At 73.2% G+C, this 17,935-nt stretch carries 12 protein-coding genes and 1 pseudogene; 8 read left to right on the top strand and 5 right to left on the bottom strand.

Features of this window, described 5'->3' with window-relative positions; genetic code table 11:
• Positions 1–8: 8 nt before the first annotated feature.
• Positions 9–1,289, bottom strand: coding sequence for a ricin-type beta-trefoil lectin domain protein (locus ACFYST_RS20690; protein WP_387864278.1), 1,281 nt, complete (start codon positions 1,287–1,289; stop codon positions 9–11).
• A 198-nt stretch (positions 1,290–1,487) separates the two neighbouring features.
• Between ACFYST_RS20690 and ACFYST_RS20685 the strand changes: the two genes are divergently transcribed.
• Positions 1,488–2,852, top strand: a complete 1,365-nt coding sequence (locus ACFYST_RS20685) for an NAD(P)/FAD-dependent oxidoreductase (RefSeq protein WP_387864276.1) — start codon at positions 1,488–1,490, stop codon at positions 2,850–2,852.
• 98 nt (positions 2,853–2,950) lie between these two features.
• Here the strand turns inward: ACFYST_RS20685 and ACFYST_RS20680 are convergent.
• Positions 2,951–3,106 (bottom strand): annotated as a pseudogene (locus ACFYST_RS20680) (AAA family ATPase); the annotation flags it as partial.
• Between the two features lie 50 nt (positions 3,107–3,156).
• Positions 3,157–3,747, bottom strand: coding sequence for a histidine phosphatase family protein (locus tag ACFYST_RS20675; protein WP_387647021.1), 591 nt, complete (start codon positions 3,745–3,747; stop codon positions 3,157–3,159).
• 69 nt (positions 3,748–3,816) lie between these two features.
• Between ACFYST_RS20675 and ACFYST_RS20670 the strand changes: the two genes are divergently transcribed.
• The 6 genes from ACFYST_RS20670 to ACFYST_RS20645 all read left to right on the top strand — a co-directional run bounded on the left by ACFYST_RS20670 (position 3,817) and on the right by ACFYST_RS20645 (position 7,692).
• Positions 3,817–4,323, top strand: coding sequence for a hypothetical protein (locus tag ACFYST_RS20670; RefSeq protein ID WP_387864273.1), 507 nt, complete (start codon positions 3,817–3,819; stop codon positions 4,321–4,323).
• A 10-nt stretch (positions 4,324–4,333) separates the two neighbouring features.
• On the top strand, positions 4,334–5,179 hold the full coding sequence (locus tag ACFYST_RS20665) for a hypothetical protein (RefSeq protein WP_387647018.1): 846 nt from the start codon (positions 4,334–4,336) through the stop codon (positions 5,177–5,179).
• 113 nt (positions 5,180–5,292) lie between these two features.
• Positions 5,293–5,853, top strand: coding sequence for a hypothetical protein (locus tag ACFYST_RS20660; protein ID WP_387864272.1), 561 nt, complete (start codon positions 5,293–5,295; stop codon positions 5,851–5,853).
• 129 nt (positions 5,854–5,982) lie between these two features.
• Positions 5,983–6,717 (top strand): hypothetical protein, encoded by a 735-nt coding sequence (locus ACFYST_RS20655; protein ID WP_387864269.1) that lies wholly within the window; start codon positions 5,983–5,985, stop codon positions 6,715–6,717.
• A 119-nt stretch (positions 6,718–6,836) separates the two neighbouring features.
• Positions 6,837–7,538 (top strand): DUF6338 family protein, encoded by a 702-nt coding sequence (locus tag ACFYST_RS20650; RefSeq protein ID WP_387864267.1) that lies wholly within the window; start codon positions 6,837–6,839, stop codon positions 7,536–7,538.
• Positions 7,504–7,692: a hypothetical protein gene (locus tag ACFYST_RS20645; protein WP_387647009.1), complete on the top strand. Its 189-nt coding sequence runs from the start codon at positions 7,504–7,506 to the stop codon at positions 7,690–7,692. Before ACFYST_RS20650 ends, ACFYST_RS20645 begins: the two co-directional genes overlap by 35 nt.
• A 5-nt stretch (positions 7,693–7,697) precedes the next feature.
• Here the strand turns inward: ACFYST_RS20645 and ACFYST_RS20640 are convergent, their stop codons facing one another.
• Together ACFYST_RS20640 and ACFYST_RS20635 are read right to left on the bottom strand one after the other, a co-directional pair.
• Positions 7,698–12,563, bottom strand: coding sequence for a CHAT domain-containing protein (locus tag ACFYST_RS20640; protein WP_387864265.1), 4,866 nt, complete (start codon positions 12,561–12,563; stop codon positions 7,698–7,700).
• On the bottom strand, positions 12,560–16,081 hold the full coding sequence (locus ACFYST_RS20635; RefSeq protein ID WP_387864262.1) for a right-handed parallel beta-helix repeat-containing protein: 3,522 nt from the start codon (positions 16,079–16,081) through the stop codon (positions 12,560–12,562). Before ACFYST_RS20635 ends, ACFYST_RS20640 begins: the two co-directional genes overlap by 4 nt.
• A 201-nt stretch (positions 16,082–16,282) precedes the next feature.
• On the opposite strand from ACFYST_RS20635, the gene ACFYST_RS20630 reads away from it, so the two are divergent.
• Positions 16,283–17,914, top strand: coding sequence for an AMP-binding protein (locus ACFYST_RS20630; RefSeq protein WP_387864259.1), 1,632 nt, complete (start codon positions 16,283–16,285; stop codon positions 17,912–17,914).
• Positions 17,915–17,935 lie beyond the last annotated feature (21 nt).

Raw genomic sequence — 17,935 nt, 5'->3', positions numbered from 1 at the left:
GGGTCGCGTCAGCCAAGCGTCCACTGCTGGGCGGGCGTGCCGTTGCAGGTCCACAGCTGGAGCCGGGTGCCGTCGGCGGACGAGCCGTTGGGGGAGTCCAGGCACTTGCCGGAGCCGGTGTTCACGAAGGCGCGGCCGCTGCCGTACGACCACTGCTGGGCGCCGGTGCCGTTGCAGGTGTACAGCTGGATCGCCGCGCCGTCGTTGTGCGAAGCGGCGTCCACGTCCAGGCACTTGCCGAGGGCGCGAACGGTGCCGTCGCTGCCGACCGACCACTGCTGGGCGGCGCTGCCGGTGCAGTTGTGCAACTGGATCGGCGTGCGGTCGGCACTGGAAGCCCCCGCCACGTCCACGCACATGCCGCCCGGGCCGGTGATCCGGCCGGTGTAGGGCACCGGGCCGGTGCCCGACGTGGTGGCGTGCACGTAGTCGACCACCATGGTCTGCGGGAAGGCCGACGACCCGTCCGGGCTGCCCGGCCAGTCGCCGCCGACGGCCAGGTTGAGGATCACGAAGAACGGGTGGTCGAACACCCAGCGGTTGCCGCCCAAGTCGGCCGGGGTGCGGGTCTGGTAGGCGTGGCCGTCCACCGACCAGGTCACGGCGGACGGGCTCCAGTCGACGGCGAAGACGTGGAAGTCGTCCGCGAAGGACTGCCCCGCCGGCAGCGAGTACGGCGCGCCGATGCCGCCCGCGCCCGAGTAGCCCGGCCCGTGGATGGTGCCGTGCACGGTGCCCGGCTCGCGGCCGATGTTCTCCATCACGTCGATCTCGCCGCTGTTCGGCCACTGCACCGTGCCGATGTCGTTGCCGAGCATCCAGAACGCCGGCCAAATCCCCTGCCCGCGCGGGATCTTGATCCGGGACTCGAAGTGCCCGTACGCCTGGGCGAAGCTCCGGGCGGTGTTCAGCCGGGCCGAGGTGTACTGGCAGGTGCCGTACCAACAGCCCAGCCCCGCATCGGTGTTGCGCTTCGCCGTGATCACCAGATGCCCCTGGCCGTCCAGCGCGGCGTTCGCCGCACCCGCCGTGTAGTACTGGAGCTCGTGGTTGCCGTTGCCCGAACCGCCGGTCTCCACCGTCCACTTGGCGGGATCGACCGCGGATCCGGCCGGGCCGTCGAAGTCGTCGCCCCAACTCTGTGCGGCGGTCGGTTGGTTGGCGATCGGCGTGGCGACCGTGGCGGCGTGGGCAGCTGGTGCGGCCGGGGCGGCGCCGAGCAGCGCGGCGGCCAGGAGAAGCGCGAGGCCGCCGAAGGATCGGCGGCGGGTGGACGGTGCAGCAGTCATGGACGAACCCGCTTCCTGCTAGCGCTCGTTGACGGTACGCCTGATGGTAAGAACGCGCTCTCGCCATGGCAATGTCAAGGTAGCGCTCACCGCGTGACGGATTTCGATCACCTGGTGTGCACAATCGGTCGCCGTGTGTGAGCGGTGCGGCTTGTGGGCACGGGCACCCCGCAGCCCTCTCGCGGATCGGAGCTCACGGTGAACCTGGCACGCAGCTCGGAGATGGGCGCCGGCCATGCCCTGGTGCTCGGCGCCGGCATCAGCGGCCTGTGCGCCGCCCGGGCCCTCTCCGAGGTCTACGACCGCGTCACCCTGGTCGAACGGGACACCCTCACGGGCGACGGCACCGTCCGGCGGGGAGCGCCGCAGGGGGCGCACGTGCACTCGCTGACGGTCCGCGGCGCGAACGTCCTGGAGGAGTTCTTCCCCGGCTTCGCCGACGAACTCGCCACCGACGGCGCCACCTTGGTCACCGCGCTGAGCGAGGTCGACATCGTGTTCTTCGGCTCCCTGCTGCACAAAGTGCCGCTGGGCACGGTCCTCCAGGCCGGGCGCCCCTTCCTCGAGGAGCGCCTGCGCGCCAAAGTCTGCGCGGCGCCCAACGTCACCCTGCTGGACGGCCGGGAAGCGACCGCCCCGCTCACCACACCCGACCGCACCAGGGTGACGGGAGCCCGGCTGGCGCGCTCGGGCACCTTCGAGGACATCGACGCCGACCTCGTCGTCGACGCCATGGGACGGGCGGGCCGAGGCGCCACCTGGCTGGCGGCACTCGGATACGACAAGCCCACCGAGCAGCGCCAGCGCGTCGACGTGGCCTACGCGAGCCGCCGCTACCGGCTCCCCCCGGGCGCCCTCGGCCCGAACAAGGCCCTCCTGGTCGGCGCGACCCCCGCACGCCCACGCGGCCTGGTCCTCACCCAGCAGGAGGACAACCTCTGGGTGCTCTCCCTGTACGGATTCGGCCGCCAGGACCACCCGCCGACCGCACCCGACGAATTCCTGCTGTTCGCACAGGAGTTGGCCACCGTCGAAGCGTGGGAAGCCCTTCGGAACGCCGACCCGGTCACCGGCGTCGCCTCCTTCGCGTACCCCCACTCCGTGCGCCGGCACTTCCACCGGCTCCGCCGCCTCCCCGACGGCCTGATCTCCATCGGCGACGCGATCTGCAGCCTCAACCCGATCTACGGCGCCGGCATGACCGTCGCCGCGCTCGAAGCCGCCGCTCTGCGCGACTGCCTCGCCGACGGCACACGAGACCTCCCCCGCCGCTTCTACCGGTCCGCCGCGAAATCCGTGCAACTCTCCTGGCTCTTCGCCACCCTGGCCGACCGCTCCATGCCCCAAGTCCCGGGCACCCGCCCCGCGTTGGCCGCCCTCCTGGCCAAGTCCTTCCGCGCCACCATGCGAGCCGCGGCCACCGACCCCAGGGTCGCCGCCGCCGTCTGGAACGCCGTCAGCCTCACCGGCTCCCCGGCCGACCTGGCCCGCCCGCACATCATCGCCGCGACGCTGCGCAACTGGCCGCGCGAGAAGCCGAAGGCTAGCCCAGAGCGACGCTGAACACGTCGCCGTGCCCCGGCCAGCCGTCACGTTCCTCGTGGCTGTCGACGACGAGCGCCGAGACCCGCAGGGCCTGCGCCCGGTACTCGACGTAGCCGCACGTCGCGCTTCTCGCCCGGATCGGCCCGGTCGAACAGCGGGAGCAGCCACTCGTCCGGTGTCAGCCGCAACGCGCGGTGCTGTTCGGCGAGTTGGCGGGCCGTCGTGGTCTTTCCGGCCCCGGGGAGGCCGACCATCAGGAACAGTGTGGGCACGCCCCGATGGTGTCAGCCTGCCGATCTGGACGGCCACCCGATTGTTGCCCTCACGGGACGTTCCAGGCGGCGATGACCGGGTGGCCGTGTTCGGTGGCGAGGGTGCTGAGGGTGCCGGGGTGGGGGTGGCCGAGGAGGCCGGCCGCGGACGGGTCGAGGTCGAGCCAGCGGGCGGCGAGGATGCGGGCCAGGTGGCCGTGGGCGACGACGGCGACGTCACCGTCGGCCAGCAGGGGGCGGATTCGGGCCAGTGCCGCGTCCGTGCGGGCGGCGACCTGCTGGAGCTGCTCGCCGGGGAAGGCCGCTTCGCCGGGGATGACGCCGTCCCGCCACAGGTCCCAGCCCGGCCGGGACTGTTCGATCTGGTCGGCCGTCAGGCCCTCGTAGCCGCCGTAGTCCCACTCGATCAGGTCGGGGTCGGCCATGACGTCGGACAGGCCCGCGAGTTCGGCCGTCCGCAGGGCGCGGCTCAGCGGGCTGCTGAACACCGCCACCGGGCGGCGGCGGGCAGCGAGTCGCGGCGCGAGCGCCCGGGCCGTCGCCTCGCCGGCGGCGGTCAGCGGGACGTCGGTGCGGCCGGCATGACGGCCCGACAGGCTCCACTCGGTCTGGCCGTGCCTGATCACTGTCAACTCGCCCATGGCTGTGCAGGTTAGCCGATGATGTGATCACCATGGCGGGGGTATGTGCGATGCGGCAGGCTGACCGTCATGGAGACGACGCCGTTGGCCGATGGAGATGTTCGCTGGGTGTTTCCGGAGCTGGAGCGCCCTGCCGAGGTCGAGGCGCTGCTGCGCGAAGCGGGCGCGCTGATCGAGGCGCTGGCGGAGCGGTTGGGCGTCCGGCCGAGCCGGACGGGCAGCGGGTTGGAGTTCTGCCGCCCGGGCGGCGAGCCGAACGCGTTCCTGTTCGGTTGCGCCGAAGTGCCCGAGGTCTCGTTCGTCGTCGACCTGGAGGCGGAGCGTGGTGCCGTGCGGCGCTGGGAGGTCGAGGCGAGGATCTCGGTGCGCTGCGACCACGTGGGGCCCTGGGACTGCGGCCATCACATCATCGAGGAGAGGTCCGCGTCGTTCGGCTCCCCGGCGGCCGCAGCGCGAGGCCTGGTGGAGGCGGCCGCGTGGTTGCGGGAGCGTTGCGCGGCCGAGCCGCTGAGCGTCTGGCGGGAGCGGGACGACGAGCCCGGGGAGCGCCGGTCGGTGCCGTCGCGGGCAGTGTGACAATCGGGGCGTGAGTGAAGAATTCGTCGACCTGGGGTTCGTGACGGCGCCGTCCGGTGTGCTGGTGTTCGGCATGGCGTCGTGGATCGACTACTGGCCCGAACTCGGGCTGCCGCTGTCCGAGCGGGCCGCGGCGGCTGCGGCGTCCGGTGGCGGCCATCTGTGGGACGGCGAGTGCGAGGCGGTGGCCGTGCCGGCGGCCGGGGACCGGAAGTTGGCGGTGCGGGCGCAGACCGCGCTCTCCTGGTACACCGAGGAACCGGTGATCTCGCTGCTCGAGGTCGACCTCGGCCTACCCTGGGCCGGGGTTGACGACGTCCCGATCCCGCTCGGGGACCTGCCGGTCGATCGGTGTGGCATGGTCCTCGGCGACGGTGTGGCGCTCGACGCCTGGATCGGGATGGAGGGCGAACCGGCCGACGGTCTCGCCGACCTCACCTACTGGGGGCTCCACGGGCCGGACGCCCACGCGCAGTTCGGCGGGCAGGAGTTCACGACGGACGGCACCTGGGGCTGGCTCGACCTGCCGGTCGCGCAGGCGGAGGCGCGCGCGGTCGAGATCGAGGCGTGGCGGGGCGGCCTGCGGAGCGGAAAGGGCGTTGCCGTCACGGTCAGCAAGCACACCGACTACCACCTGTTCCAGCGTGCCGGCGCGAACCACCCCCTGCTGGCCGGAGCGATCGAGGTCGGCGGCTGCCAGGTGCTCGGCATCGACTGGGAGCCGGCCGACCACTCGATGACGCACCACGGCGAACGGGCCCTCGGCCAGGTCTACCCCGTCACGCTCGAAGCGGACGGGGCCGGCGGGACGGTGCTGCGATGGGCGGTTCAGCCGGCTGATGAGCACGAGGATTGACGGTCAGGTGGCCTCACCGCACAGGTCCGCGCCGTCGCGACGACTGCCAGGCCGCTCGGGATCGTACATCGCGCCAGCATGCCCACCGGCGCCGATGTCGACAAATTGTGCGGGTGCCCGATGAGTTCGTCGGTGCAGGCGTGCTACACAGGCGCATGACGTTCTTTCGTGACCTGAGCCCGTACACCTATTCCGAACGGGAAGTCATTGCCGACGGGCCCTATTTCGCGACGTTCGCCCCCACCTACCGCAGGGTGAACGTGGGGTGGCTGAGCAGATGGCACCGATACTCGAGCGGCGCCGCCCCGGAGGGTTTCCTCGTCCGGCTGCTCGACATCGTCCAGCGGCAGCGCGTGAACGGCACGCGGGGGTTCCACAGTTGCGGGCTCTGTCCGCCCTGGCGGCGGCAGGGCGGGGCGTTGACGGTCGAGCACCAGGGTGGGGCCGTCGCTCTGGGGTCCAGCGAGATTCGTGTCCCGGGCCGGGCCGGCGAGGTCTTTGCGGCGCCGACGTTGGTGGTGCATTACGTGAGCGCGCACGGGTATCTTCCGCCGCCGTCGTTCGTCGAGGCGGTGCTGGCCTGTCCCGAGGGGTGGATGTCCGGGCCGGACGCGGCTGGGGTGCCGGACGGGGCGGAGCGGCAGGACTATTCGGCTCGGGTCGGGGAGGGGTAGACGGACCGTCAATTCGCGAATACCGAGAGCTGTGGTCAATTCCCTTGGCGGAGCCGGCAGCTGCGGCCCATTCGGCGGTGGGGGACGCGACTTTCCAATGACGGCGTTGATCACTAAGGTCTGGGGTCTGTGACCACGAGTGAACCCGGCGACGACCTGTGGGCAGAGTTCGTCAGGGAGTTTGAGAAGAACAACGCGGTGCACGAGCCGAGCGCCGCGGAGCGGGCGGCGGCGGCCCGGCAGCGGCCGGTGCGGCGGCGTTCGCGGCGGTGGCTGGTGCTTCCGGCGGCGGCCGTGCTGCTGGCGGCGGCGGGTGCGACGGCGTACGTGATGCGGCCCGCGGAGAAGAAGGCGCCCGTGGTGGCGGCCGGCCCATCGGGGGTGGCGGGTGCGGCGATCCCGCTGGCCGTGTTCCCGAAGCAGGTGCAGGGGTTCACGCTGGTGGCGGCCGTGCAGAACCCGAGTTGCACGGGCCCGGACACGGTGGGGGCGACCCTCGCCGGGGTGATCGCGCAGGGGAAGGGGTGTCTCGGCGTCGATCTGGCGCTGTACAAGGACGCCGACGGCAACCAGTACAACCTGGCGCTGTTCACCATGAAGGACCCGGTCGAGGCGCTGCACCTGGTGACGTTCCTGGCCGGCAACGCCGACACGTACCAGGTCGCCGTCCAGCTCCCGCCGAAGGACTCCGGCCTGCGCGAACTGCCCGCCGACAGTGGCCTGGTGCAGAACTTCGGGTCGTACGGGCACGGCATGCTGGTCGGCATGGCGCAGTGGTCGGACGGCCGCACCGCCGACTTCAACAAGCTGGCGGACCGGCTCAAGCCGCTGACCGATGCCGTCATGAAAGACATTCCGGCCTGAGGAAAAGCATGACGATGCGTCAACTCGCTTGAACCGTCCCGGGCCGGTGGCCTGCTCGGTTAGGGTGAGGCTGCGCTTCGGTGCGGCGGCGGACGCGGTCGTCGCGGGGCGGGGGAGGAATGGACGCGGTGGTTCCGAGCACGGTGCAGCAGTTGGCCATCCTGGTGGCTCTCGTTCTGCCCGGGATCTTCTACCAGGCCGTCTCCGACCGCCTGCGCGGGCCGCGGGCCTCCGAGCAGGAGCCGCAGAACCGTGCGCTGCGGGCGGTCGCGATCAGCGGTCTGCTGGACGCCGTGTACGCGGTGGTCGCGGGGCCGTGGTTGGCGCGGCTGTTGACCGGGGGCGACGGCGGGCCGCTGGCGGGGGTGCTGCGGCATCCGCGGCAGGCGGGGCTGGCGGTGCTGCTGCTGGTCGTGGCGGTGCCGGCGGGCGCGGCCTGGGTGGCGGCGGCCGTGCGGCGGCGGCGCGAGCGGGCGCACTACGAGCCGACGCCGACGGCCTGGGACTTCCTGTTCGCCGACCGGGACCCGTGCTTCGTCCGGATCCGGCTCAAAGGCGGCCTGTGGGTGGGCGGTTGGCTCGGCTCGCGGTCGGCGGTGTCGGCGTTCCCGCAGCAGCAGGACATCTATCTGGAATCGCAGTGGCGCCTGGGCAGCGACGGGACGTTCCTCGGCAAGGTGCCCGGCACCGCCGGGGTCTACGTCAAGGGCAGCGAGGTCGAGGTGCTGGAAATGCTGGCGCCGCCCGAGTTGGTGGAGGTGCCGGTGACACGGAGGGAGCAGAACGATGGCAGCGAGCAACCCGAAGAAGCGCGGCAGTGACGACGACCTGTCGCTGGAGGGCCTGATCGAGGAGCACGGTTCCCGCCGGATCTTCCGGATCGGCGGCGGCTCGACCGAGCCGGACCAGGGCCCCGAGGGCGCCTCCGGCACGGCGCAGAGCGAGAAAGCACCCGAGAACGGCAGTTCCGAGTAGCTCACTCACGGCCCGATGTGGAGGTGCGCCGCCCACAAGTGCGGTGCGGGCAGTAGGCGTTCACGCAGTGAGCGGACGGCGTGGTGCAGGGCCAACGCCGGGTCGAACGGTCGGAGGCCGGCGGCGTCGTCCTCCGCCAGGGCGGCGTAGAAGTCTCCGGTGACGCGGCGGGCGACCTTGTCGGAGACGCTCCACAGCGTGCCGACGACGTGGGTGAAACCGGCCAGCTGGAACGACGGCGCGAGGTGCACCGCCTCGTCCGGCAGATCGACGCCGCCCTGGGACGTTGAGCAGGCCGACAGGAAGGCCAGTTCGGCGTCCACCGGGCGCTGCGCGAAGAGGTCGAGGGCGCTGAGCCGGCCGTCGTGCAGGATCAGGCCGCTGTTCGACGGGCTGCCCGGGTCGCTGATGCCGTGACAGCTGAAGTGCACCCAGGAGTGCCGGGACAGCGCCCGGCGGACCTGCTCCACGGTGGCGTGCTCGCCGTCCAGCCGCAGGCCGCCGGGGAAGAGCTCCGTCACCAGTGCCGCCTCGGGCTCGGCGCCGGGCAGCGGCGGGCCGCCCGGGGTGTGCGGGAGCGCGACCACCAGCGGGGCGGGTCGCCGTCGGGGTGACGCGGTGGCCCTGCGCCGGGCGCGCAGCAGGGAGCGCACGGTCGGCGTGTACGAGGAGACGGCGCGGTCCATCACCCAGGTGCCGGGGATGTTCCGGCCCTTGCCCGCGGCGTGCAGCGGCAGGAACGCCAGCCGGCCGGTCGGGCACCACCGCAGCCGCGGCCACTCCTCGCCGTCCAGCGGGGTCCCGCGCAGGCCGAGCCGGTTCAGGACGGGCGCGGCCAGGCTGTCCCACAGCCACTCGAGGAGTGTGCTGTGGAAGGTGATCATCTGCTTGGCGGCCGCCATGCCCTGGTCCCCGTAGGCGACGTCGATGCGCCGCTCGTCGAAGGCCAGCGCGGCCGTCAGCACCTCGTCCGGGCTGAGGTCCGGCAGCGGCAGGACGTCGATGCGCGGCTCGCCGCCGCCGCGGGCGGCCAGGATCAGGGCGTGCGAGCCGTACGCGCTGACGTTGACCACCACCACCGGCCCGTGCTCCGCCACCGAGAGCAGCTGACGGGTGGCCGGTGGGCGCAGGAAGTCGTCGAGCCCGTCCAACTCCCGGATTTCCTCAAGGAGTTGGTTCCATCGGCGGGACAGCGTGTGGCGCTCCTCGGCGTCCCGCAGGGCGGCCGCGCCTGCCGTCTCCTGGACGAAGACGGCGTCGGGCCCTTGCTGTTGCAGCGCGGGGTGCTCCCGGCTCAGCCGGTCCCGGATCCGTTCGAACTCCGCGGCGCGGGCCGGGTCGAGCGCGCGCAGCCGGGACAGGTCGCCCTGGTTCTCCAGGCCCTGGGCCAGCAGCACGCCCCGGCCCTGTTCGAGCAGGGCCAGCGCCCGCGCCGGATCGCCCGCCCGGATCGCCAGGGCCGCCGCCGAACTGGCCAGCCCCCGGCCGGAGCTGAGCCGGTCCTCCTGGTCGATCCGGGAGAGATGACGCGGCGCCACGCTCGGCAGCAGGCCCACCGCGTGGGCGAAGCCGTCCAGGGCCTCCGCCCACCGGCCGGTGTGGGCCGCGATGCCGCCCCACGTGCGGGCCGCCTCGAGCCGGGTGTGCGGCGGGAGGACCGGATCCTCGGCCGTCTGCCGGTTCAGCCGGATCACCTCCGCCAGATCGACCCGCTCGCCGTGATCGCCCCGCCGCAGCCACGCCGTCCCCTCGACCCGTTCGCCGTACTGGGCCCGCCGCAGCTGCGCCATCGCCAGCACCTGACGGGCCAGGGCGTGCATCGGGTCGGGGGAGTGCGTGTGGTCGGCGAGGGCCTCGCGGGCGGCCGCCGCGGCCCGGCGCAGCGCCGTCCTGGCGGCACGTTCGGGGAGCAGCTCCGAGGTGCGCAGAGCGGCGAGGGCCAGCCGGGCCAGCGCGGTCGTCCGCAACGGGTGCGGGGAGCCGAGCTCCATCACCAGGTCCTCGAACTGCCGGCAGACGTCCAGCGCGGCCGGGGCGTCCTCGGCCTCGCGGGCCTGCTCGAAGCGCACCACGGCCAGGTTGAGCGCGGCGCGCTCCCGGGCCGGCGACATTCCGCGGCGCCGGTCGGCGGCCTCGCTCAGCAGGGCGAGCGCCTGCTCGCGCAGAGCCGGGTCGTCGGTGGTCGCGGACAGGCCGGACAGGGCCAGGCCGAGGTTGTTCAGCACCTGCGGGCGCTGCACCGAGCCCGGGGCGGTGTGCTCCACGGCCGACCGGAACACGGCAACGGCCTGAACAGCCCAGCTGCGGTCGCCCGTTCGGGACGCCCGGCTGAGCAGAGCGGCCCCGAGGTTGGTGAGGACCAGGCCCCGGTCGCCGTACCCCTCCGGTACGGCGGCGAGCGCGCCCTTCAGGGTGCCCAGCGCGGCATCCAGCTGCTCGTCCGAGCCGGACTCCGCCGCCAGCGACCACTGGAGATAGCCGAGGCCGGCCTGCACGGTCGAGCGCTGCGGGGCGTGCTCCGGCAGGTGGAGCAGCGCGGCACGGCAGCACTCCATCGCCTCGGCCCGAAGCCGCGCGTCCGGCCGGAAGCCGTACAGGTCGGCGAGGCAGGTGGAGAGCCCCTCGAGGGCGTACGGGTGGGGTTTCGGCGCGGTCAGCGCGATGGCCTCGCGGTGGCGGGCGGCGGCCTGCTCCAGGTACGCCGGGTCGCCGGTGAAGTGGAAGCGCCTGCGCAGGTTGTTGCCGAGGGCCACCAGGCAGTCGGCACGGTCCGTCCGGTCCTCGGTCGGCTCCGCCAGGGCCTCGGACAGCAGGGCGGCGGACCGGTCGAGCGCGGCGGTGTCCGAACGCAGCCAGCCGGACGAGTCGAGCGCGGCGGCGAGACGGTGGATCACGGTCAGCTGTCGCGGGTCGTCGGCGGGGGCCATCGCCAGGGCCAGTTCGAGGTAGTGCACCGACCGGTCGAGCACGTCCGCGTCGTCACTGTGGTCGGTGAGATCCAGCAGCGCGGCGCCCAGCAGCAGCCGGTAGTACGCGCGGTCGGACGTGGTGCACCGCTCGTCGGCCGTCACGACCGCGTCCAGCACGGCCACCGCCGTACGGTGGGCGGCCGGGTCGCCGGTGTTCGCCGCGCGCTGCATCCAGTGACCGCCGAGCCGGGCCTCCAGGTCGAGCCGCCGCGGGTCGCCCGGGGGCAGCAGCGCGGCCGCGCTGCTCATCGACGCAGTGGCCTGCTGCCACGCGTCCCCGACCTGCTGGTCGGTGCCGAGCGCGAGGGCCGTCCCCAGCGAGAACCGCACGTCGGCCTCGAAATCCGGTTCGGGGTAGGGCAGTTCGAGGCATTCCCGGTAGTGCACCACCGCCTCGGCGGCGCGCTCGCCCCGGTCCTCCCTCGCTGCGGAGTCGAGCAGGCAGTCGGCCAGGTGCCGCAGCGCCAGTGCGCGTGCGGCCGTGGGCTGCGGCAGTTCCCCGACCAGCCGGCGCAGCAGCGTGATCGACTCGGCCGACGGGTCGTCACTCCCCTCGGACTCGGCCCGCAGACCCAGCAGGTCCGCCAGCACCGAGCCCCGCTCCAGCCGGAGCACCGGGACCTGCGGCGAGGTGGCCTCGAAACCCGCGCCGGCCAGGGCGACGGCCTCCGCGAGATCCCGGGGGTCATGGCCGGCCCGGTAACGCCTGGTCAGGGCGAGCGAGAGCATCGTCAGGGCGTTGGCGGACAGCGCGGTCCCGCCCAGTGCGAGACCGGCCACCTCCCGGGCCGCGTCGAGCGCGACAGCGGTGGCCTCGGCGTCGTCCTCGGCGGCGGCCCCGAGCAGGGCGAGGCTCAGGTTGTGCAGGTACTGCAGCCGCAAGCCCTCGGTGGGCGCGACCTCGGCGGCCCTCCGACACAACGCGACACCTTCGGCCCGCAGCCCAGGCTCTGTCGCAGCCTGGGTGATCAGCACCATGCCCAGGTAGCAGAGCACCTCCGGGTACCCCGACGGGTCGGCGGCGCCGTCCGCTCCGCGCAGCGCCTCGCGGAGGAGGGTGGCGGCCTCCGGCAGGGCGTCGCGGCCGTCGAAGAGGACCGCGGACTGGGCCAGCGCTCGGCCGAGTTCGAGGCGGTAGGCCGCGAATTCGGGGGAGTCGGGCGGGCAGGACGCGAGCGCGGTACGGATTTCGGAGGCGGCGTCGCGGATCGCCTCGTTGTCCAGGGTGACGTCCGCCCAGAAGCGCAGGGTGGTGCCCAGGTTGGCGTGCCGGAGGGCCTGTTCGCCGGGCGTACCGGGGACGGCCGCCACGGCGGCGCGGCAGACCTCCACGGATTCGGCGAGCGAGGGGAGTTCGGCGCGGTCCTGCCAGTCGTACAGCAGGGCCACCCCGAGCCGGGACAGCACCGAGCCCCGCACCGGGCTGTCCGGCGGGCACTGGGCCGCCGACCGGCGGAACAGCCGGACCGCGGCGGCGGGCGCGCCGGGGTACCGCCAGCGCTGGTACGCCAGCGTCATGCCGATCGCCGCGGCGTTCGTGTGCGCTAGGCTCGGCCCGTCGTCCTCGGGGACGTCCTCGCCGGCGGCCACGGCCAGCACCGGCGCGAACTCGGGCGGAATCTCTTCCCGGCGGTGCCGTCGCAGCTGGAGCAGGCAGAGCAACCCCTCGCCGAGCAGTGCCGGGTCGCGTTTGCCGCCGGCCCAGTACGCGAGCAGGTCGGCGGCGCTGAGCACGTAGGCGTGTTCGAGGGGGAGTTCGGTGGCGGGCGGCACCCCGCCGGCCCGGAGTGCGGCCGTTGCCGCGTACGCCTCGGCGGTGGTGAACCACGTCAGCGCCGCAGGATCGGCCGCCGGAAGGTCGCAGTGGGCGGACAGCAGTGCGATCGCCTCGTCGTCGGTCACAGCCAGCTGCTCTCCGCCGGGATGTCGTCAGCGAGCAGCACGATGAGGTCCTCGCGGCTCGGGGTGTCGGCCCCGGCGAGCCGGGAGGCCTGCCGTTCGACCATCTCCTCCAGCAGGGTGCGGGCGTCGCGGGCGTTGGCGGGGTCGCCGCGGAGCTCGCGGCGGGTGAATCGTTCGACGAGCCGGTCGGTGACTTCCGGGGCGAGGCGGTAGGTGTGCCGTTCGGCTTCGCGGACCACGATCTCGGTGAGCTCGGCCGGGTCGTACGGGTCGAACTCGAGGATGCGGGAGAACCGGGAGCGCAGGCCGGGGTTGGAGTCCAGGAAGGTCCGCATCTCCTCGGTGTAGCCCGCCGCGATGACCACCACGTCGTCGCGGTGGTCCTCCATCAGTTTGGTGAGGACGTCGATGGCTTCCTGGCCGAAGTCGCTGTTCGCGCCGAACCGCCGGGCCAGGCTGTACGCCTCGTCGATGAACAGCACGCCGCCGGACGCGCGTTCGAAGGCCTGGCGGGTCTTCTGCGCGGTCTGCCCGAGGTACTCGCTGACCAGGTCGCCGCGGGCGACCTCCACCAGGTGGCCCTTCTTCAGCGCGCCGAGCGCGGCGAGTATCTGTCCGTACAGCCGGGCCACGGTGGTCTTGCCGGTGCCGGGCGGGCCGGAGAAGACCAGATGGTGTGCCCGGGGCGGCGGAGGCAGGTCGGCGTCGGTGCGCCACCTGGCCAGCCGGAGCAGGTCGACCTGGATGTCGACCTGCCGCTTGGCCTCGGCGAGTCCGATCATGCGCCCGAGTTCGGTGATCGGGCCGGTCTCGGGCCGCAGGATGTCCTCCGCGGTGGCGCCGGTGCGCAGGTTCTCCGTCCGCACCCGGTCGTTGGAGATCAGCGCCTCACCCTCGCAGCCGGTGATCTCGCAGTCCGTCAGGCTGCCGTACACGTTCTCGTCCAGGCGGACGCCGTCGCTACCGGCGCCGTGCACCCGTACCCCGCTGAGCGTCAACTGGCTGGTGCTGCGGGCCCACAGGGCCGTGCCCCGGCTGGCGGAGATCTCCAGCCGGTCGATCTCCACGGTGGTGTTGTCGAGGGTCAGCAGCCCGACCTCACCGGCCTTCGTCACCGTGCAGTCGTGTGCGGTGAGCCGGCTGTCCTCGCGGCAGTTCAGGCCGTACAGGCCGGCCCGTTCGATCGTGACGGCTTCGGCGGTGAGACGCGCGGTGTTCTGCAGCAGCAGCCCGGAGGTGGTGACGTCGGCGATGACGGCGCCGACCAGCCGGACGGTCACGCCGGTGCCGGTGCAGCGCACCCCGTTCTGGCAGCGTTCCAGGCGCAGTTCGGTCAGTTCCACCACCGATCCCTCCTGGATCAGGACGGCGCTCTCGGACTGGTCGTGGACCCGCAGCCGGGTGAACTCGCCGCGCGCCTTGTGCACGTTGACGCCGGTGCCGCCGAAGGCCACCGCGCAGTCGTCGACCAGCGGGACGCCGCCGGAGGCGACGCTGATGCCGTGCACCCCGGCGTTCTCGATCCGGCACCGCTCCAGCCGTCCGCGGCCCTGGTCCTCGACGATCACGCCGCAGTCCCGGCAGCGCGCGAACAGGCAGTCCCGGACCTTGGGTTCGGCGCCCCGGGCGATGTAGAGGCCGACGGTGGCGCCGCTGACCGTGGTGTCCTGGACGGAGCCGCGCGCCTGGTGGTCGTAGACGATGCCGGTGGCGTGCACCTCGTCGATCCGGGAGCCCAGGATCTGTACGGCGGAGTGGTCGCCGGCGGCGATCGCGGTGTCGCCGGTGCCCCGGAACTCGCAGCCGCGGATCTCCGCCGTCGAACCGGTCACGTCGATGCCGCGGCCCCGGCTGTCGACGACGGTGCAGTCGGTGATCTCGGCGTTCGCGCGTTCCTTCAGCACCAGCGCGTGGCCCTTGGCGGAGCGGAACGCGGTGCGCTCGAACGTGCCGCCGGCGCCCGCGAGTTCGGTCCGGCCCGCGGTGATCTCGCAGTCCCGCACGGTCAGTTCGGCGCCCTGGGAGGCGAGCAGCGCGTACTCGCCGGGCGCGTCGATCCGGCAGTGGCGCAGCTCCAGGCGGCCGGTGGTGGAGACGGCGATCGCGCCGCGGCCCTCGACGGTCAGGGAGTCGAGCGTGACGGCGCCCTCGCACTCCAGGGCGGACCCTTCGGGGGTCTCGATCACCACCGGCCCCTCGCCCTCCGCCCGGACCACCTCGACGGTGCCGGACACCAGCAGTGGCCCCGCCTCCCGGTACCGGCCCGGCTCGATCAGCACCCGCACCGGCCGGTCCCTCGGCGCGGCGCGCAGCGCCGACCCGAGACTCCGGTGCGCCGCCCCGCGACCCTGCCCGACCCGGACGGTCACGGCCTCGCCCGTCACGGACTCGGCCCGCCTGGTGTGCCCGGCGAGCAGGTTCGAGCCGTACGGGGTCAGCGCGTTCGCCAACTGGGCGGGGAAGACGGCGAGTCCGTGCATCTGGGCGAGCACCGGAGAGTTCAGTGGCAGCAGCTGGACGGCCGGCCCGTCGGTGCGGAACGGCCAGTGCGGCAGCGGCGCCGGCGGGTTCGCCCCCGGGTTGAGCCGGGCCAGCACCGCCGTCACCGCGTACCGCCGCCCGGCGCGCGTGACGGTCTGCTGCCCGGCCTCCAACGAGGCGATCTCGGACCACGGCACGGCCCGCTCCCGGCCGCCGACGGCCACCACCACGCCCCGGCTCTCCACCCGCAACTCGCAGCCCCGGGACAGCCGGAGCACCAGCCACCTGACGCCGAACGTGCCGAACACCGCCACGGTGAGCAGCACCAGCAGCGGCTGGACGGGCGCGAAGGCGCCGAGCGGGGCCATGGCGAGGACGGCGGCGACGATCACCAGCAGCATCACCACCCGGAACCCGCGCAGCAGCACCCGGCCCGGCAGGGACAGCAGCGCGCCGGCCGCGAACACCGAGGCCCCGCCGGGGCCGTCCGGCAGCCGGGTCGTCCCGCCCCAGCGGTCCGACAGGCGCGGGACGAACACCTGGTCGAGGCGCGCCGCCGGCACCGCCAGCGGCGCCAGGTCGAGCAGGATCCCCTGCCACTGCGCCGACCAGCGCGGCGAGCCGCCGCCCGGCAGCGCGGCCGGGCTGCCCAGCGAGGTCCGCACCAGCAGCGAGCCCCGGAAGTGCGGCGCCTCGTACGCGGCCACGAACCCCCGCATCGGCAGCACGCACACCCCGTCGACCGCGTCCCAGGGCAGCCGCACCCTCCGCAGGCCGCCGCGGAGTTCGAGGTACTCGGGATCGACCACCACCGTGACGGGCGCCCACGCGCGCACCGCCTGCCGGACCAGCACCACCGCCCACACCACGGCCGTCAGACCGTCGACCACCATCGCCGCCGGCCGCGTCACCACCCCGGCGAACAGCGGCAGCCCGCAGCCGGCGAACGCGCCGGCCGCGAACAGCGCGAACGCCGCCCGTCGGCGGCGGTACTGCGCCGACGGCCGCAGCCGCACCTGCTCACTCTCCTGTGCCATCGCGCCCCCAGCAACGCCGACTGCCCTCCTGGTCATCAAATCAGCGAACTCCGGCCCCCGGCGGCCGGTTCGGCGTTTTGACCGGTCTGCTGATGGGACGTCAACGACGCGCACCACCCCCACTTGGAGACTGGTCAACGGCGGCCCCGGTGGCCAGCATGGGTACCCGTCGTTCCGCACCACCGCGCCCAGGAGGCCTTCGTGTCGCACGCCCCGAGCCAGCCGAGCCACTCCTCCGGCCCGTCCGGAACCCCGCTGCTCGGCGACACCGTCGGAGCCAACCTCGACCGGGCCGTCCGCGCCTTCCCGGACCGCGAGGCGCTGGTGGAGTGCGCCACCGGCCGGCGCTGGACGTACGAGCGACTCGCCGCCGACGTTGACGCGGTGGCGCTCGGCCTGCGCGCCAGGGGCGTCGGCCGCGGCGACCGGGTCGGCATCTGGGCGCCGAACCGCGCCGAGTGGACGCTCACCCAGTACGCCACCGCGAAACTCGGCGCGATCCTGGTCACCGTCAACCCGGCCTACCGCACCCACGAGCTGGAGTACGTCCTCAACCAGGCCGGCGTGCGCCTGCTGGTCGCCGCCCGGCAGTTCAAGACCTCCGACTACGCCGCGATGATCGCCGACGTCCGCCCGCGCTGCGCCGAACTGGCGGACGTGGTGCTGCTGGACGGGCCGGACTGGGACGAGCTGCTGCTGGCGGGCCGCCGGGAGGACCGGGCGGTGCTGGCCGGGATCGCGGAGGAGCTGGCCGCCGACGACCCGATCAACATCCAGTACACCTCCGGCACCACCGGCTTCCCCAAGGGCGCCACCCTGTCGCACCGCAACATCCTCAACAACGGTTATTTCGTCGGGGAGTTGTGCGGCTACACCGAGCAGGACCGGATCTGCATCCCGGTGCCGTTCTACCACTGCTTTGGCATGGTGATGGGCAATCTCGCCGCCACCTCGCACGGCGCCTGCATGGTGATCCCGGCGCCCGCGTTCGACGCCTCCGCGACGCTGGCCGCCGTCGCCGCCGAGTCCTGCACCTCGCTGTACGGAGTGCCGACCATGTTCATCGCCGAACTCGCCGACCCGGACTTCGACCGCCACGACCTGAGCAGCCTGCGCACCGGCATCATGGCGGGCGCGCCCTGCCCGATCGAGGTGATGAAGGACGTCATCGGCCGGATGGGCATGACCGAGGTGTCCATCTGCTACGGCATGACGGAGACCTCCCCGGTCTCCACCCAGACCCGCGCCGACGACTCGGTCGAACGCCGGGTCTCCACCGTCGGCCGGGTCGGGCCGCACCTGGAGGTGAAGGTCGTCGACCAGGCCACCGGCGCCACCGTCCCGCGCGGCGAGACCGGCGAACTGTGCACCCGCGGCTACTCGGTGATGCTCGGCTACTGGGGCGAGCCCGAGCAGACCGCGCAGGCGATCGACACCGAAGGCTGGATGCACACCGGCGACCTCGCCGTGATGGACCAGGACGGCTACCTGAGCGTCACCGGCCGCAGCAAGGACATGGTGATCCGCGGCGGCGAGAACCTCTACCCGCGCGAGATCGAGGAGTTCCTGTACACCCACCCCGACGTGCTCGACGTCCAGGTGATCGGCGTCCCCGACGCCAAGTACGGCGAGGAGCTGATGGCCTGGGTGCGGATGCGCGAGGGCGCCCGCCCGCTCACCGCCGAGGCGGTCCGGGAGTACTGCACCGGCCGGCTCGCGCACTTCAAGATCCCGCGCTACGTGCACGTGGTCGACGAGTTCCCGATGACCGTCACCGGCAAGATCCGCAAGGTCGAGATGCGCGAGCAGGCGGCCCGGATGCTGAGCGACTGACCGACCGCCGGGGGAGCATGG

It is taken from the genome of Kitasatospora sp. NPDC004614 (genome assembly GCF_042873675.1).
GTDB lineage: Bacteria > Actinomycetota > Actinomycetes > Streptomycetales > Streptomycetaceae > Kitasatospora.
This window is presented reverse-complemented; position numbering and strand designations above follow the sequence as displayed.

Coding starts and splice junctions, on each gene's coding strand:
- ACFYST_RS20690 (WP_387864278.1), bottom strand. CDS start 1,289: ATGACTGCTGCACCGTCCACCCGCCGCCGATCCTTCGGCGGCCTCGCG.
- ACFYST_RS20675 (WP_387647021.1), bottom strand. CDS start 3,747: ATGGGCGAGTTGACAGTGATCAGGCACGGCCAGACCGAGTGGAGCCTG.
- ACFYST_RS20670 (WP_387864273.1), top strand. CDS start 3,817: ATGGAGACGACGCCGTTGGCCGATGGAGATGTTCGCTGGGTGTTTCCG.
- ACFYST_RS20650 (WP_387864267.1), top strand. CDS start 6,837: ATGGACGCGGTGGTTCCGAGCACGGTGCAGCAGTTGGCCATCCTGGTG.
- ACFYST_RS20645 (WP_387647009.1), top strand. CDS start 7,504: ATGGCAGCGAGCAACCCGAAGAAGCGCGGCAGTGACGACGACCTGTCG.
- ACFYST_RS20635 (WP_387864262.1), bottom strand. CDS start 16,081: ATGGCACAGGAGAGTGAGCAGGTGCGGCTGCGGCCGTCGGCGCAGTAC.